Origin of the sequence: Rufibacter latericius (assembly GCF_003721515.1) — a bacterium.
Taxonomy (GTDB): Bacteria; Bacteroidota; Bacteroidia; order Cytophagales; family Hymenobacteraceae; genus Nibribacter; species Nibribacter latericius.
The window spans coordinates 332793-350368 of the sequence record NZ_RJJD01000023.1 but is presented as its reverse complement, the minus strand read 5'-3'; the positions used below and the strand labels follow the sequence as shown (position 1 = coordinate 350368).

Genomic DNA, 17576 nt, shown 5'->3' with positions numbered 1-17576 from the left:
ACATTGAAAGCTGCTACCTCACAGCCTTTTACTCTTGTGAATTTTGTACGGTACCAAGAGGGGTTTGTTCCAACTCAGCAGTTACCAGCGGCATTGGCACCGAAGAACTCAACGATATAGCCACCACCTTGACCTGACCTTTACCCGATAGATGCCCGCAATCAGGCGCATATCCTGAACTTCGTCGTAGGCTTTGACCCCTATTCCTAGGCATCATCAGACTTGATTGCCCCCACCCCCATCTCCTCGGCTTCAGCGGCGAACAACCGCATCTACCCTTCTTTGCAGGGGTTCTGTGCGTGATGAGGGAAACGGCAAAGTGGAGGTTTAGGAATCTCCTATTTTACGGAATATGACAACTTTCCAAAGAGTACCAACCTTCAATTCTCTAGATTTTCGAAAGACAGAAAAGGAATTTTTAGGTAGTTCCCCTTGCCTATCCCGACACTCGGTCAGGCACATACCCATTGGATTGACCACCATTAAAACGAGCGGCATCCGGGTAGACAATCCCTAGTTCCAAAGCTCCAAGCCCAGGAATACTTATAATTCTGGATTATCCCTTGTGCAGGTCCTGAACAAACGGCAGTACCTCTTCTAGCTCCTGGATGTGATGTACCAATCGGGGCAGTTGGGGACCTTTTACCAGCAAGTTTATTTCCAGGACAAGTCCCTGAATGTAGAGCAACTGCCCAAATCCCAGTTCAAGATTTCGGCGGGGTTGAGGCTGCATTACTTTGTTTCAAACCGATTTATCCTGAGGTCCTTCTACCGGTTTTACACTAATAATTGGGGCTAAGGCCTACATCAAGGAATTGGGGATACCGTTCAAAGCAACCCTCTTTCCTGTCACTGAGTCCTTATTTCGGGTTTTAAACCCACCCTGCCCGAGCCTCTGCCGGATACCAGGAGCATGCTCCCGGCGACCGGTTCTACTCCAGCGACTACGGCTTTGCGGATTTCATGAGCCACTATGCGGGCCTGAACTTCAGGATCACTTCTTTGGAAGGCATCTTGTGGTATATTGCGCTGACTATATAGGAGGAGTTACACAACAGCCACTACAACCGCAGCAATGTCCTGGTTTCCAATGTCAATTAATTGGGGGCAACCATCAAGTAAATCCTTTTTTTGGGACTTACCTTCTGGGCACACGCTTGCCTGATAATAATGTTTTATTGTTTTGTTAGATTGGGAGTTTGGGGCTTCTTTTGGAAAAACTGCCTGTAAACGCAGCCACAAGGCTTGCTTTAAACGTGGCTGACAGACCTGAGCTCAAGACGAATAAGCAAGGTAATCCGCTCACTCAAGGTATCACTGATGAGTTTCAACTCGTCTTGTGAATATTGGTAAAAGTCTAAACTATTAATGAATTCTACAGCATCTGAGCAAGCTACTAAGTCGGCCTGAGTTATGATGTGAAGCACCGACTCTAAAGGTATCTTTTTCTTCATAAGTTTGGTTGATTTGCTTACATGTTCAAACCAATTTATAAGAAAATAATTCCAAAACAAAATTGAAATAAGTAACAATCAGGCCTTTACAACAGATTTACTTCAAAATCTTGCACAAACCTTCACAAACTTCATTATCTAAAACTTATTTTAAATATAATTTTTACGACCTAATTCATCATATTCTTTTGATAGAAAACGGCTCTATGCTATTTCTTGAATTTCTTGATATAAATTTTCCAATTCACATTATAACTTAAAAAATGCACTATTCTTTGTATTTATTATGCTAGCATACAATTTTAATTAACAAAGATTTAACTTATTTTTTTCAGAACAGGAAGAAAGTTTTCCTTTAAAGCGATGGGTAAGCACCTTACCCCCGAACCAACATCTCCCCACAGGTCTCGTAAGTTGTAGTAACTCACTAAGTAAAATCCGGGCAGGGATTCACCTTTCAGTAAAGGAAAAGGAAGTGATCTTTCAGCTACAGCACACCTTTTGGTGAACTAAATACCGAGACTATGGATAAAAGAAATCAGACTGCTACAAACTATCACCTGCGCGAATTAGGGGACAGCAAGTACGAGGTAGCCAAAGGGGAACCTGACATAAGGGGGTGGAAAGTGGCCGATGCCCAAGGAAACCTTATGGGAAAGGTAAAGGAACTTCTCTGTGACCCTGAGGCTCTGAAGGTGCGTTACCTGATATTAGACTTAGAAGGAAACGTTCTGGATCTGGAGCCGCGCGACATCATGGTTCCCATAGGTTTAGCAGAACTGCACGAGGCAGACGATGTTGTGACAGTTCCAAATCTGTCAGCGGAGCAGATTCAGGCTCTGCCCAGGTACGAGGCTAACCTATTAAACCAGGAGACTGAACGGCTGGTGCAACGGATTTTCGTGGGAGACCACGTACACGGCACTTCTCCCGCCCCGGCCCGGCAGCCACAGGTTGATTCTCAGGAGTATTACAGCCAGGAGCACTTCAACCAAAACAACCTTTACCGCAACCGAAAGGCCAAAAACGTGATCGGGTTGTTTTCTGATGCCGGCAGCGTGCAACGGGTGCTAAGTGAACTCTTTGCCAGCGGTTTCAAAAAAGAAGACATAGAAGTAGCCATGAGAAGCTCCCCCGGATCTACAGAAGGCTACTCCCAGGAAAATTTTGAGCGGTTTTTCTACTCGCTTTTCGCTACGCCAGAAGAAGCCATGGCGCATCAGGCCAAGATGCAAAACAGCAACGCCTTGGTGGTGGTCCATGCCTATTCACAGGACGAAGCCAATCGGGCAGCCCACCTCCTGGATTCGCACCGCAACTCAGAACTGGACATAGAAATTGAACGGACAACCTCTGCCCCTTCAAACACTTCTCCTGTAACAAGCCATTTAACTGAAAGCACTTCTGAAAGCACTTCCATCCCCGTGATAGAGGAACAGCTTCAGGTGGGCAAACAGGAAGTAGAGACCGGTAGAACCCGCGTGCACCAGATTGTGGAGCGCCCTATTGGGGAGAATGTGCGCCTGCGCGAAGAGCGCATTCAGATGGAGCGGGTACCGGTTGACCGCCCCGCAGCCGGGGCAGATTTCGCCAGTTTTCAGGAAGGGTCCTTTGAACTGAAGGAGTACGCCGAAGTACCGGTGATTTCCAAAGAAGCCCATGTGGTAGAGGAGATCACCATTGGCAAAGACGTGGAAGTGCGGGAGGAGTTGATTCAGGAAACGGTAAAGAAAACAGAGATCCAGGTGGAAGATCTTCGCACTGATGAAATCCCACGAGAGGATGGCACCAGAATCCCTCCAACTGCTTCTGGTATATAATTTAATTTTATTCCCCCTTTATGCACCCACCTGGTTGAAGCCGGTTGGGTGCATAAAGGTTCTTTCATTTCTCACAACTCCCCTTCCAACAGGGTTTATTAGTAGGTATAAATCCCCAAAAACTTCTTTTCAGAAACGCCAATCAATATATACCTTCCTTGGTATATTATAATTATCAAATATCACACACTCTTCTCCACAGGGGCTTATACAAATTATAATATTTTGATTTTAAACGTTTTCTACAAACAAAACAACTATCCTCTTGTTTACAGGTCATTTTCTTAAAACACCTTTAAAACTCTAAAATACAATTTTTTTATCTCTTTTCGGTAACCTCCCCCTCAGGCGCCCGTTTACTAATCCAAAGAGAAAAGAAAATGGACCAGACAACGAATATCGGCACGGACTCATACGGAGAAAGAAACCCCTCACCTCAAGACCCTACCCGGCAGGAGACGCCGCAGCAAACCATGACCATCCCGGTTATTGAGGAGCGCGTTCACCTTGACACCCAGGTAGTGGAAAAGGGAAGCGTACGAATCACCAAGATGATAAGTGAACAGGAAGTACCTGTGAACATTCCCCTGATCCAGGAAGAGCACGACATCCAGCGGGTTCCAATTAACGAATACGTAGACACTCCGCCCGCCCCTATCCGCTACGAAGGCGATACCATGATTATTCCTATTGTACAGGAGGTAATGGTAGTGCAGAAGCGCCTGATGGTGGTAGAGGAACTGCACATTACTAAAAACAGGGTACAGACCCATGACGTGCAGCAAGTAAGTCTGCGCAAAGAGGAGATTAGGGTAGAACGGATTCCGTCTTCGGGCCTACCGAACGAAAGCGCCTCTTAAAAAGTAATCCCCAACGCACACCTATATATTATTCATTCACACTATAACACTAAACGTAAAACTATGGCACAAACAGTAATTGGAATTTTCGATAGTTCATCAGATGCCCAGCGGGCGGTACAAGAATTGAAAACCCTTGGCATCAACGATGACCGCATAGATGTTTCCAGCGCAAGTTCATCATCTACAGGTTCAAGCACTTCATACGGCAGTGGCTCTACCACTTCTGATTCTACATACGGCAGCACTTCCTCTTCTTCTTCCAGAAGCCATGATGATAATGACGGAATAGGCGGATTTTTCCGGTCTTTGTTCAGCGATGACGATGACCGCGCCACTACCTATTCAAATGTAGCCCGCCACTCAGACTGCATCGTGACAGTACATGCCCAAACCGATGAAGAAGCCCGCAGAGCCGCCCAGATCTTGGATCAGTACGGGTCTGTAGACTTTGACGAGCGCGCTACCCAATACGGATATGGAAGCAGCGCTGGCACCGGAGCTTATGGCAGCACCGGTAGCACAGGAACTGGAGCTTATGGCAGCACCGGTAGCACAGGAACTGGAGCTTATGGAAGCACAGGTAGTACAGGTAGTTCAGGAACCTTTGCAGGTGGAGCTGATTCCACCTACACTGGATCAACCACCAACAACTCCCTGGCAGACTCCACCACCGGCGGGTATACTGATACCACTAATACCGGATACACAGACACTACTCGCAATGACCTCACCGACTCTACCTCTATTCCGATCATTGAGGAAAACCTACAGGTTGGAAAACGCGAGATAGAAACCGGGGGCGCCCGTCTGCGCAGCAGAATTGTGGAGCGTCCGGTAGAGGAACACTTGCGTCTCCGTTCAGAGCACGTACGCGTTGAGCGCCGTCCGGTAGACCGTCCGGCTTCTGAAGCAGACTTCACCGGCTTCAGAGAAGGCGAGATTGAATTGACCGAGCATGCCGAAGTTCCGATCGTGAACAAAGAAGCCCGCGTGGTGGAAGAAGTGTCGCTTGGCAAAGAAGTAGAAGAGCGTGACGAGGTCATCAGAGACACCGTTCGTTCAACCGAGGTAGACGTTGACAACCTGAACACCGGCACCAACCGGACCACCCTTGACACAGATTCTGACCTAGATCGTGACCGCACCGGCCGCTCTGGCCTGGACCTTGATAACGACCGGTCAACCTCTATCTAATAATTAGGCTTTAGATAATATCCTTAAGAAGGCGGCTGCTCCAATGAGTAGCCGCCTTCTTGTTTTAAGGGCTTGGCCAAAGGCAATCAAGCAGTAACATAAAAGTAGCACCTTGTCCTCTTCAGAGCATAAGATCGGAGGGCAAAGCACCGGAACATCTGTTTCCTTCCTATCTTCAGGCCTTTATCACCAAAATTTGAAACGCCCTCCTCTATGAGAAAAAGCCTCCTGCTTCTTGTCTTCTTTCTGGGATTACTGGTTCCTTGGGCCAAAGCCCAACAACATAAAACCCTTGTCTACTACCAAGACGACACCCTCAAATTAGAACTGGACCTGTTCCTTCCCCAAAAACCAAGGAAAGACAAAATCCCGTTGGTCCTTTTTGAACACGGGGGCGGTTTCTCAGGTGGGGAAAGAAGCAGTGGACATGGTTTCGGGACGTACCTAGCCAACCAAGGATATGCCACGGCGAGCCTCACATACACCTTGTACATGAAAGGCAAGAATTTTGGCTGTGATGGAAAACTGCCCGAGAAAATCAAAGCTTTCCAATATGCGGCCAATCATTTCTGGCTGGCTACTAATTTCTTTCTCCAGAATGCCCAAAAATACAACCTGGATCCAACCCAAATCTTCCTGGCCGGAAGCAGCGCCGGGGCCGAGGCCGCCCTTCACGCCGCTTACTGGAACTACTCCGCCATGAATCTGTATCCAAAAGTAGTACTGCCAGAGACCTTCCGGTACAAAGGCCTCATCTCCGGCGCAGGAGCGTTGATGGATTTAAACCTGATTTCGCCCGGGAACATGCTGCCCACCCTGCTCTTCCACGGAAATGGAGACCCGGTAGTGCCCTACGGTACCGCCGCTCACCACTACTGCCCTTCCAACGCCTCCAACTGGCTTATGCTGTTCGGCTCTTATTCCATTTACCAACACTTGCTGAGCCTCAACGGTAACACCCGTTTAATCACTTACTGTGACGGAGGTCATGAGTTCAGCGGTGAGCTCTTCTATAAAACCCCACAAATAATAGTTGATTTTCTGAACGATGTACGAGCTGGCCGAAAAACACAGGAACATGTAATCATCTCCACTGGCAAAAGCAACGAACGCTCTAAAGCTTATCAGTTCTGTGATTAATCACCTCACCGTTCATTTTAGGTTCGTTTTGAAGAAAACAGGCCTAAAATCTAGGACAATTTTAAAATTGTTTAATGGGCAAAAGGATACCTAATTATGGACTAGGATAGTATTGCCGGACCTTCTCTTTTAGGGCTTGAACGGCTACATACTTGGTCGTTTGAACAGGCTATTTTACCTTAAAATTAGCAATTGAATCTTCTTATCTGAGGCGACCACCATTGACAAACTAAAACGAAGAATCCGCTTTGGAGCCGTTTTTCTGAAAACGGCTCCAAAACGGATTCTTCGTTTATGGAATAAAATGTAGCTATTTTCTGGATAGACCTGATTTAGAAAACGCCCAGAAACCGCTTCCTTTTGTAGATGTTCTTCAGGTCTTTCTCAAACAGAGTGTAAGGATCGTTATAGAACTTCAGGAAGTTCTGCTCACTTACCTGACCGGGGAAAGGGGCGTAATAATGGGTTGGGCTCCGGGTGTCGTTTCGCCAAACCAGCACGTAAGACAAGCGCATGGGGTATTTCCGCATAACCGGCAGCAGGGTGTTGGTCCACCAGGTGGTGTTGGGGATGGACTCCAGGCCGGTCTCTGTGAAGGCGGCCAGTTTCTTCGCTTTCCGGGCGTAGTCAGAAAGGATTTTCAGTTTATAGGCAGCCGTGTCTATGGCGTAGCGGTCGCGGCCCATGTCGCCGTAGTTGTCCATGCCTACCATGTCTACCCATTTATCGCCGGGGTAGCGCTCCAGGAATTCTGCCTCTGAGTGAAACCGGTTATCGGGGGAGAAGGCGTAGATGAAGTTGTGTACGTTCAGGCTGTCTCTGAGGTATGAAACGGTAAACTGCCACACGTTTATGAATTCCTCACGGCTAGTGTGCGGCTTGCCCCACCAGAACCACCCGCCGTCAAACTCATGGAACGGCCGGAAAATGATAGGAACCAGTTTGCCATCGGCGCCTTTCACGCTGTGCGCCCACTCTCCTATTCCGCGCAAGATTTCCTTGTACTGGTCATGAGCCTCGCCACCGGGAATGATGTATTTTACGGCCGGCAAAGAAAGGGAATCAACCCAGTAGAAACCGCCTTTAGATACCGGGTTAGAGAAGTGCCAGGCCGCAGTGGTTACGCCGCCCCGGTTGTAGGTGTCAATCACATTCTGCCGAACTTCTTCTTTGGCGGCTTGGATGGCCTCTGGCGACCGGCCGGAGAAACCACTGAAATCTACCCCAATGACTGCCGGGTGCGATCCCGTCACAGATTTTACATCTGAGCGGTCTTTGCCGTTAAACCAACCATGCCCATACTCCGTGGCGTGCTGATGGCCGAACAACGTATGTTTCTTAGCCAACTTTCCTAAATTCTGGTAAAGGGCTCGGGTCTCAGGAGTCGCTTTTTTATCAATGGGCCTGGCTCCTACGCAGCCTACCAGAAATAACACGCCGGCCAAGAAGAAGTTGGTAATCCTGTTATTCATTTGTTTGGTTTAGAGTTTTATCAATCTGCAAGATAGCATGCTGCCGCAGGTTATTCAACCCACTTTTCTCTTTTAGGATTCTGGCTGGCAAATAGGAAGTTGGAAGCCTTTCAGATTCATTTAAAACTGAATTGCGTGGGATTTTTTCCTTTTGTAAAAAAAGGGGAAAAGAGCTTTTCTGTGTTCTTTTTACCAACGAAAGGAGGTAAAAATTTATATTTATATATAACTTGCCCCAACAGACGGCGACAATGTCATTTTGGTTTTAACCCTTTATCCCCCAAAAAAAGGCATAGGTTCCCATGCACATCGACTTACAACCGCAGCTCGTACACCAAGACGAATACCTTAAGGTAGAGGTAGACCCCAATGCCAGTTACATCTATGTAGAGTGGCTGCAGTCTCCGGGTACAGAGGAGTTCCGGCATTCCTTTCGGTTAGCCGGCGAGATTTCGCTGCAGCAGAAGTGCCAGTATTGGCTGAGCGATGCGCGCCCTATTCCTTTCCTTGACTTTGCCGACCAGAATTGGGTTCTCCGGGAGATGAAACCCTTGTTGATGACGTCTCCCCTGAAGAAATATGCCCGACTTTCCTCCATGGAGAGCATCAGCCTTCTAGATATCCACCGCATCTACAGCTCCCTCACCGATGAGCAGGAGATAGAGGTAAAAACACAGTTCGAATCCTTCACCAGCAAAGAGGCTGCCCTTGATTGGCTTTTCTCTGAATTTGGCCAGGAGCACAATTCTCTATAAAGCATCTTCAGACTTTCAACACCGTTCCGTTTCATTTCCTGGGGTCTCCTTTTGCATGGAACAAGTTTCCAGATGCTGAACACGGCCTTGAATTAGCCTATTGAATTTGGCTGTCTGAATACCTTTTCTCTCCTGGAAAATCAGTTGCCTGTTTTGAGACTCTTTTAGGAAAAAGAGCCTCAAAAGTCTTCCTTCTTTAGGCTTTTTCCAGACCTCAGTTCATTTGCTTTCCTCCCGCCTAACAATGGTTTGCTCCCACTTTTACTTGATTGGTTAACCCTGGGATGTAAACGGTACTATATCAATACCTTTGCTTACTCTTTTCCAGTCTCAAACAAACCACAAACACCTATAATACAGCGCTTTAAAATATTTTCATTCCTCTATGTAAAGCGTCTAAACTATTTGTATGTTTAGAGAAGAAAATCACTTCTTTTCCGTTGCCTTATGTTTCCCCCAAAAGCTGTTTCCGCCGGGTCATTGCTCTTCAAATTCGTGTGCTTTGTGCTTTTTATTCACCTCTTGAGTTGCCAGGGAAAAAGCGATGAGCTGCGGCTGGAAAAAAGGAATTTCGAGGCCGAGGTGGCGCAGGAACAGAACCTGGTGTTTACCTTTGACAAGAAGCTAGTCGCTGATTCCCTTCTGAACCAGTGGGACACCATTCCGTACCTCACCTTTACCCCCAAGGTAAAGGGCAAATTCAAGTGGACGGCTCCAGATGAACTGGTTTTCTCTCCCGCCCAGGCCTTTTCCCCCAGCACCGACTATACCGCTGAGCTTACTCCTCAGCTCCTTCGGCATTCTCCTACCAAGTTCAAGATTCCTGCTGGCCAGGAGGTGAAATTCCATACTCCTTACCTTAGCCTGAAATCCACCAAAGCTTTTTGGACCCAGAACGAAAACAACCCTACCCAACTGGAAGCCAACCTGCTGTTTGATTTCAACTACCCCGTTCTTTTCCAGACCCTCCGCGAGAAGCTGAAAGTATTCAGAGGTTCTCAGGAACTTCCGTTTGAACTGGTGAGCGGCAGTCCAGAGAACATTTCCATCAAAGTGAAAGGCCTGGACCAAGCGGCAGGTACCGCCGCGTTACCGGTTAGGGTTTTGCTGGAAAAGGGACTTTCTACGCCCGGAAGCACCTACCAAACCCCTGCGCCTTTGCAACAGACCGTTACCGTACCAGGCCGTGACCGGATGCAGATCATGGAGGTAGTGACCGTGCAGGAAGAAGGCCAGGACAAAATCTACGTGCTCACTACCCAACCCATCACCAACCCAGACCTGAATGCCCTGGTATCCCTGAGCCCCGGGAAAGACTATGCTGTGGAACGGATTGAAAACGGAATGGTCCTCAGCGGCAACTTTGCTCAGTCCCAAATCTTGCGGCTTCGGGTTTCTGGGGAGTTGAGCGGTGTCATGGGTCAGCCTTTGGGGAAAGCGTACCAACATGCGGTTACGTTTGCCTCGGCGGTGCCTACCGTTGCGTTTGTAAACAAAAAAAGCATTTACCTCAGCAGCCAGGGAGCCCGCAACATCGCCCTGAATTTAAATCAGGTGCCGCGGGTTAAAGTCACCATCAGCAAAGTATTTGAGAACAATATTCAACGGTATCTTCAGGAGGGACAGACCTTTGACGGGCACTTTGATGAAGAAACCGAGGAGTACCATGAGAACGCCTATTATGACGTAAACGAAACCAACGGGAAAACCATTTTCGAGCGCGAGTATGAGGCAAACAGTTTGCCCAAACAAGGCAAAAACCACCTGTTGAACCTTCGGTTAGAAGACTTGGACTTCGATAGCCACTTCAAAGGCCTCTATGTCATCACCGTTTCCAGCACTGACAAGAACTGGCTCAAGGATTCCAAAATCGTCTCTGTTTCAGACATCGGGCTCATCGCCAAACAAGGCAAAAACGAGGTATTGGTGTTTGCCAATTCCATCCGATCGGCCCAAACGCTGCCTGGAGTAGAAGTCCGATTCATCAGTACCAATAACCAGGTGGTGCACACCGCTACCACCGATAAAGACGGTGTAGCCCGTTTTCCAGACCTGAACAAAACCGCTGATGGGTTTAAAATCGGCCTTATCACCGCCCGTCAGGAAAATGACTTTAACTACCTCCCCTACAGCCAAACCGAAGTCAATACCTCGCGCTTTGACGTGGGCGGTAAACGCCTGGCCGATCTTAACTATGATGCGTTTCTTTACGGCGACCGCGATCTTTACCGTCCCGGCGACACTGTTCACGTGAATACCGTGGTGCGTACTCCAGGCTGGAAAACCGTCAGTGGTTTACCCGTAAAAGTGAAACTGCTGCTGCCCAACGGAAAAGAATATCGCAGCCAGAAAGGCACTCTTAATTTAGAAGGCGCGTACGATGCCACTTTTGTGCTCAGTCCCGCCACGGTCACGGGCACTTACACCCTGGAAGTGTATTCCGGGAACGATGTCCTTTTAAACTCCCGCAAAATTGGGGTGGAGGAATTCATGCCCGACCGCCTGAAAGTAACCACCCTCCTGAACAAAACTGATTTCGCTTCCGGTGAAAACGTACAGGTGAACCTAACAGCGCAGAACCTTTTTGGCCCACCCGCCTCTGGACGCACCTACGAAGTTCAACTCAGCCTGAAAAAGAAAACCTTTGAAGCTCCTCAGTACCCAGATTATTCCTTTGAACTGAACCACGCCGGAGACGTGAACCTGCAGAACAGCGTACGCCAGGGCGAAACCGATGCGCGGGGCAAAGGCCATGAATCTTTTACTCTGGAGGGTTTTCAGGATGTGGGGCTGCTGGAGGGCTCTTTGTTCACCACCGTGTTTGATGAAACGGGCAGGCCGGTCAACCGCCTGAATAAATTCAACGTGAGCACCCAGCAGGCTTTTTTCGGACTGAAGAAATTTGACTCCTATGTGAGCACGCGGCAGGAAATGCAGGTGCCCATCATCGCTTTGAACGCGAAGGGACAACCTATGGCCACCAAAGTGCAGGTACAGGTGGTGCGCTATACGTACGAAACCGTGATGGAGCGGGCCACCGAGAACTACAACTACAAATCGCAACGGCGCCAGAGCATCCTCCTGAACACGGTAATGACCATAGGCAAGGGAGGCACGGCTGTCAGATTCCTTCCGGCAACCTCGGGTGAGTACGAACTGCGCATCATGCGTCCGGGCGCCTACAATTACGTGGCCCAGGAATTCTACGCCTACGGCTGGGGCGATACAGAGAGCACTTCCTTTGAGGTGAACACCGAAGGGGAAGTAGACATCGCGCTGGATAAGGAAAGCTATGAAGTGGGGGACGAAGCCAAAATCCTGTTCAAGTCTCCGTTTGCCGGCAAGATTCTGGTGACCGTAGAGCAGAACAAGGTGCTTAGCTACCATTATCTTAAAACCGATAAGAAAGCGGCTTCGCTTACACTGCCCATCTCAAATGAACACCTGCCCACGGCTTATGTATCAGCGGTAGCTTTACGCCAGGTGAAAGATAACCAAATGCCGCTAACCATTGCCCGAGGCTTTAAACCAATCCAAGTCACCAAGAAAGAGACAAAACTGGAAGTCCTGATTTCTACGCCGGAGTCTTCCCGCTCAAACCGTTTACAGCCTGTTTCCATCAAAACCGCCCCAAACGCGGAGGTGACTTTAGCAGTGGTGGACGAAGGCATTCTGCAGCTGAAAGATTACCAAACCCCAGACCCGCACGCATTCTTTTATCAGAAACGAGCTTTGGAAGTACAGGCTTTTGACTTGTATCCGTTCCTGTTTCCTGAGCTCCACGGCAGCCGTTCCAGCGTGGGCGGCGATGGCTATGACCTGGAGAAGCGCATCAACCCCTTGACGTCTAAACGAGTGAAACTGGTGTCTCTCTGGAGTGGCCGTTTAAAAACAAATGGAAAGGGCGAGGCTACCGTGAAAGTGAAAATCCCTGAGTTCTCCGGGGCGGTTCGCATCATGGCGGTGGCCTATAAAGCCAATGCCTTCGGCTCCGCCGATAAAATGATGCGGGTCGCCGATCCTATGGTCATCAGTACGGCCCTTCCTCGCTTTCTGAGTCCTAAAGATACCTTGCTGGTACCTGTCACGATCAGTAACACTACGGCGAAGGCAGTTTCTTTCAACAGTTCCATTTCGGTAACGGGGCCTTTGAAAGTGGTGGGTTCTGCCATGGTTACGGCAGCCTCAGGGTCAAACGCAGAGAAGCAGGTCGTTTACCGGTTGGTTGCTTTGCCAGCCATCGGGCAGGCTTCGGTAAAGGTTGTGGTGAAAGCTTTGGGAGAACAGTTCAGCAACACCACCGAGCTTTCGGTGAGGCCTACGGCGCCTTTGGCCAAAGTCACCCAGGTTGGTTCCCTGAAGAATGCCGCGGTGGTGCAGATCAAACCAGCGCATGACTTTTTGCCGTCTTCCGTAGCTTCAAAACTGGTGGTGAGTGCCTCGCCCCTGGCACAGTTCACCGATGACATCACCTTCCTGCTCCGCTATCCGCATGGCTGTCTGGAGCAAACCACCTCCACGGCTTTCCCGCTGCTGTACTACGCAGATCTGGCAAAATCCCTGAACCAAGGCCAGAAAGGACGAAGCTTCAACCCGGCATACCTGGTGCAGGAAGCCATTACCAAAATAGAAGGCATGCAACAGTACGACGGCGGGTTCACCTACTGGCCCGGTGGTTCTGATACTGACTGGTGGAGCAGTGCCTACGCCGTGCATTTTCTGCTGGAAGCCAAGAAGGCCGGATACCCGGTAAATGGGCAGGTGCTCACCCGTGCCCAGTCTTACCTACAACGGATGGTGAAAGCCAAAGGCACTGAAGAGTATCGTTTCTACGACGTTTCTAGAAAACTACAGAAAAAGGTCATTGCGGCCCATGAAACGGCTTACTCGCTTTACGTGCTCAGCCTGGCGGGCAAACCCGATTGGCCTACCATGAACTTCTACAAAACCAAACCTGACCTGCTATCCATTGATGCACGCTATGTGCTGGCCAGCACCTATGCCCTGAACGGCGGCCATCAAAGCTCCCGGCAACTCATGCCACAGTCCTTTGCCGGGGAAACTTCGGTTCGGGCGTTGGATGGTTCCTTCTACTCCCCGCTCCGTGACATGGCCCTTTCCTTGAACAGCCTTCTGGAAGCCAATCCAGACCATCCGCAGGTACCTATCCTGGTGCGGCACCTTTCCCAGGAACTCCGGTCTTCGCGCTGGTTCAACACCCAGGAACGTTCCTTCGCATTGCTGGCCTTGGGAAAACAGGCCCGGAGGAGCGGCGGAAACATGACGGCTCAGGTGCTGCAGAACGGCAAAGCAATAGGTACCTTCAACGGAAAAGACCTCACCCTCCAAAACAAAATGGACGCTGCCCCTATCTCGCTGCAAAGCAAAGGCCAGGGAACCCTGTATTACTTCTGGGAAACCGAAGGCATCAGCCAAAGCGGCAGCTATGTTCAGGAAGACAGTTTTCTGAAGGTGCGCAAAGCCTTCTTCACCCGTGACGGTAAAGAAATCTCTACCCGTACCTTCAAGCAGAATGACCTGGTGGTAGTGCGCCTCGAGTTGCAGTCTTTGGATGGCCGCACCATCCCCAACGTTGCCATCACCGATCTGCTGCCGGCCGGGTTCGAGATAGAGAATCCGCGCCTCATGGCCTCGCGGGAGTTCAACTGGCTTCAAGCCATGGTTCCTGCCACCCCAGAGTACCTTGACATCCGAGACGACCGCATCAACCTCTATACCACCGCCCGACCGAAAACCCAGTACTTTTTCTATCAGGTGCGGGCTGTCTCTAAGGGTGATTTCCAACTAGGTTCCGTAGGAGCCGATGCCATGTACAACGCAGAGTACCACTCTTACCACGGTGCCGGATTTGTAAAGGTGCGGTAGTTTTGGAGGTGTTTTAAAGAAATGAGCAATAAAATGAATAACTGAACCAAAATAGATTTTCCACGCCTTCCGTCCCCATTTGAAGGGGGTAGGGGGATGACAAGGCAGTTGAAGAACCGAATTGCTAATGCTAAGGAGCATCTACTATGGCGCGGAAGTTACTTCTGGGACTAATGAACATTTAGAAAGTCACGGCAGTAACTTCTGCGCCATATTAGGAATATGATTCTCGAGAATTGCCATTCTCTGCACGAGTAATCATCTCCCTACCCCCTTCTAAGGGGGACGAAGGAGTAGGTACAGAGATTCATCAGCCTACAAAAAGAAGCAAGAAATTCCGCCTCTTCAAACATGAAAATCAATAGCAAACTCCAAAGTTTAAAATCCACTTCTCTTTCTAGAAAAGGGAGCGGATGGCTGCGCTTTACGGGTGGTATGCTTGTCGCGTTTGCGGGTTTGTTTATGCTTCTGAACCTCCTTTTCCCTCTGAAAGTCAACCTCTCCTACTCCCCTGTCATCACGGCGGCCGATGGTAGCATTCTGCATTCCTTCCTGAGCAAGGATGACAAGTGGCGGATGCAACTTGAACCGGGGGAAATTAGCCCGATCCTTAAGAAAGCAGTTTTATTGAAGGAGGATCGGTATTTCTATTATCATCCTGGGGTAAACCCGGTGGCTATTTTGAGGGCCCTTTTCAGAAATGTAGTGCAAAATAAAACGACGTCTGGGGCGTCTAGTATTACCATGCAGGTGGCGCGGCTGCTGTCCCCCAACGAACGGACATATGGGCACAAACTCACGGAGGTATTCCGGGCGCTGCAACTGGAATGGCGTTACAGCAAAGATGAGATTCTGCAACTATACCTCAACCTGGTGCCCTACGGCGGAAACATTGAAGGCGTGAAAGCGGCTTCGGTGCTGTATTTTCAGCAGTTGCCCAAACATCTGAGTTTGGCCCAGGCGGTGGCTCTCACGGTCATTCCAAATAAACCTTCTTCGTTACGCATTGGCTGGCAGAACCAGAAGATTGTGGCCTTCCGGAACAAATGGCTGCGGTACTTCGCCCAGCAGGAGGCATTTCCCAGAGAAGCCCTAGAGGATGCTTTGCGGGAACCCTTGAATGCGCAACGCCAGGAGGCGCCCAAAGTAGCCCCGCATTTCGCCTACCGCATGTACCGGCAGCATCCCCGGGAAGCACTTGTGAAAACCACATTGAATCCGGCCGTGCAGGAGAAAGTAGAGCAACTGGCCTACAATTATTTGCAGCAACTGAAGTACCGGAACATCCACAACGCGGCGGTGCTGGTGATCAACAACCAAACCAATGCCGTGGAAGCCTACCTCGGCTCCGCCGATTTCTCTGATGCCCAACACGGCGGACAGGTTGACGGGGTGCGGGCTATCCGGTCGCCGGGCAGTACGTTGAAGCCTTTTTTGTACGCCACCGCCTTTGAACGAGGCCTGATCACCCCAAAAACCATAGTTTCTGATGTTCCTATTGATTACGCAGGCTACCGGCCCGAAAACTATTTTGGCACCTACAGCGGCAACACCTCGGTGGAACGGGCTTTGGCAACCTCGCTGAACATTCCGGCGGTAAACCTGCTGGACCAGGTGGGCGTGAACACCTTTGTGCAGAAGCTGAAACAGGCGGGGTTCTCGCAGATGAGAAAAGAAGGCGATCACCTGGGGTTATCTTTGGTTCTGGGAGGCTGCGGGGTAACCCTGGAGGAACTGACCTCCTTGTACGCCGCCTTCGCCCGACAGGGCACCTACGCTCCCATCCGCTGGCTTCAACAGGACACCCTTTCGCAAAAGAAAACCTTGTTATCTCCGGGAGCCTCTTACATGGTGAACCAGATTCTAACGCAGCTACAACGCCCCGACTTGCCGCACAATGCCCTGAATAGTGCCCATTTACCTAAAATCGCCTGGAAAACGGGCACCTCCTACGGGCGGAAGGATGCCTGGAGCATTGGTTACAACCAGAAATATACCGTGGGCGTGTGGGTGGGCAACTTTTCCGGAGAGGGCGTACCGGAGTTAAACGGTACAGACACCGCCACGCCCCTTTTGTTCTCCATCTTCAACACCATTGACTACAACAGTTCCAGCCAATGGTACACCGCGCCAAAGAGCATTGGAACCCGGCAGGTGTGTCTGGAAAGTGGGCTACCCGGTAACAGTTTCTGCCATGACCTGGTGGTAGACACCTATTTGCCAGGTATTTCATCGGCGGCCAGATGTGCGCACCTGAAGAAGGTACCAATTTCGGTGGATGGTAGATTTGCCTACTGCACCAGTTGTTTGCCTGAGGGCGATTACCAGCAGAAATGGTTTCCGAACCACTCACCCGAGATGCTCACGTATTTTGTTTCGCAGGGTTTGCCTTATGTGAGCCTACCGGCGCATAATCCGGGCTGTAGCCGCATTTTCCAGGAATTTGCCCCCATCATTGCATCGCCCACCGCGGGTATGGAATACCTCTTGGAGAAAGCCGATCACCAGAAACTCATGCTGCAGTGCAACACGCACAACGAAGTTAAAAAAGTGTACTGGTACGTTAACGACAAGTTCCTGAAAGCTGCCCCCGGCAACCAACCTGTCTTCTTTGAACCAGAACGCAGCGGCAAACTCAAAATCTCCTGCCTGGATGACCAGGGCCGAAACACCAACAGCTACGTCACCGTCAAATTCATCGACTAGAAGCTGGTGATTCAGTACCTTTCCTTTTAGGCCTATTTTCCGGAAATGCCTTGAAAACAGCCAAAGCCTTTCCGCTCCTATTTCATTTTCTTCGCCAAAATGAAAGTCGTCAGTTGGTAGCCGTTATTGATGTTCGTTTTGCCGTGGTTGGTGTTATCACCAACAACTTAGTTTCAGCAGGAATGCCAAAGGGCAACCACAAGGGATTGCCCCTACTTTTTTTGACTTCGGCAGCGAAACCTAAATGGCAAATGCAAATTCATTTAGCTTAGATTGACCTTATCCG

General features: G+C 49.7%; 10 protein-coding genes. 8 read left to right on the top strand and 2 right to left on the bottom strand.

Annotation, left to right across the window (positions count from 1 at the left end; genetic code table 11):
• Nucleotides 1-556 precede the first annotated feature (556 nt).
• Nucleotides 557-733, bottom strand: coding sequence for a hypothetical protein (locus tag EFB08_RS23650; RefSeq protein ID WP_165865006.1), 177 nt, complete (start codon nt 731-733; stop codon nt 557-559).
• Nucleotides 734-1978: 1245 nt separating this feature from the next.
• Here EFB08_RS23650 and EFB08_RS23005 point away from each other — a divergent pair.
• The 4 genes from EFB08_RS23005 to EFB08_RS22990 all read left to right on the top strand — a co-directional run bounded on the left by EFB08_RS23005 (nt 1979) and on the right by EFB08_RS22990 (nt 6471).
• Complete coding sequence (locus EFB08_RS23005) at nt 1979-3274, top strand: DUF2382 domain-containing protein (RefSeq protein ID WP_123129328.1); 1296 nt, start codon at nt 1979-1981, stop codon at nt 3272-3274.
• A 380-nt stretch (nt 3275-3654) separates the two neighbouring features.
• Nucleotides 3655-4134 carry a YsnF/AvaK domain-containing protein gene (locus EFB08_RS23000; protein ID WP_227006451.1) on the top strand — a complete coding sequence of 160 codons (480 nt, stop codon included), beginning with the start codon at nt 3655-3657 and terminating at the stop codon, nt 4132-4134.
• 63 nt (nt 4135-4197) lie between these two features.
• Nucleotides 4198-5331 (top strand): YsnF/AvaK domain-containing protein, encoded by a 1134-nt coding sequence (locus EFB08_RS22995; RefSeq protein ID WP_123129327.1) that lies wholly within the window; start codon nt 4198-4200, stop codon nt 5329-5331.
• A gap of 213 nt (nt 5332-5544) precedes the next feature.
• Nucleotides 5545-6471: an alpha/beta hydrolase family protein gene (locus EFB08_RS22990; RefSeq protein WP_123129326.1), complete on the top strand. Its 927-nt coding sequence runs from the start codon at nt 5545-5547 to the stop codon at nt 6469-6471.
• Nucleotides 6472-6803: 332 nt separating this feature from the next.
• Here EFB08_RS22990 and EFB08_RS22985 read toward each other — a convergent pair whose 3' ends face one another.
• On the bottom strand, nt 6804-7943 hold the full coding sequence (locus tag EFB08_RS22985; RefSeq protein ID WP_123129325.1) for a glycoside hydrolase family 26 protein: 1140 nt from the start codon (nt 7941-7943) through the stop codon (nt 6804-6806).
• Between the two features lie 302 nt (nt 7944-8245).
• On the opposite strand from EFB08_RS22985, the gene EFB08_RS22980 reads away from it, so the two are divergent.
• From EFB08_RS22980 to EFB08_RS23390, 4 genes are all read left to right on the top strand, one after another.
• Nucleotides 8246-8698, top strand: coding sequence for a hypothetical protein (locus EFB08_RS22980; protein WP_123129324.1), 453 nt, complete (start codon nt 8246-8248; stop codon nt 8696-8698).
• Between the two features lie 447 nt (nt 8699-9145).
• Nucleotides 9146-14584, top strand: a complete 5439-nt coding sequence (locus EFB08_RS22975) for an alpha-2-macroglobulin family protein (protein ID WP_123129323.1) — start codon at nt 9146-9148, stop codon at nt 14582-14584.
• Between the two features lie 462 nt (nt 14585-15046).
• Nucleotides 15047-17290 (top strand): penicillin-binding protein 1C, encoded by a 2244-nt coding sequence (gene pbpC / locus EFB08_RS22970; protein ID WP_227006450.1) that lies wholly within the window; start codon nt 15047-15049, stop codon nt 17288-17290.
• 50 nt (nt 17291-17340) lie between these two features.
• Complete coding sequence (locus tag EFB08_RS23390; protein ID WP_125077839.1) at nt 17341-17562, top strand: hypothetical protein; 222 nt, start codon at nt 17341-17343, stop codon at nt 17560-17562.
• The last annotated feature ends 14 nt before the right edge of the window (nt 17563-17576 follow it).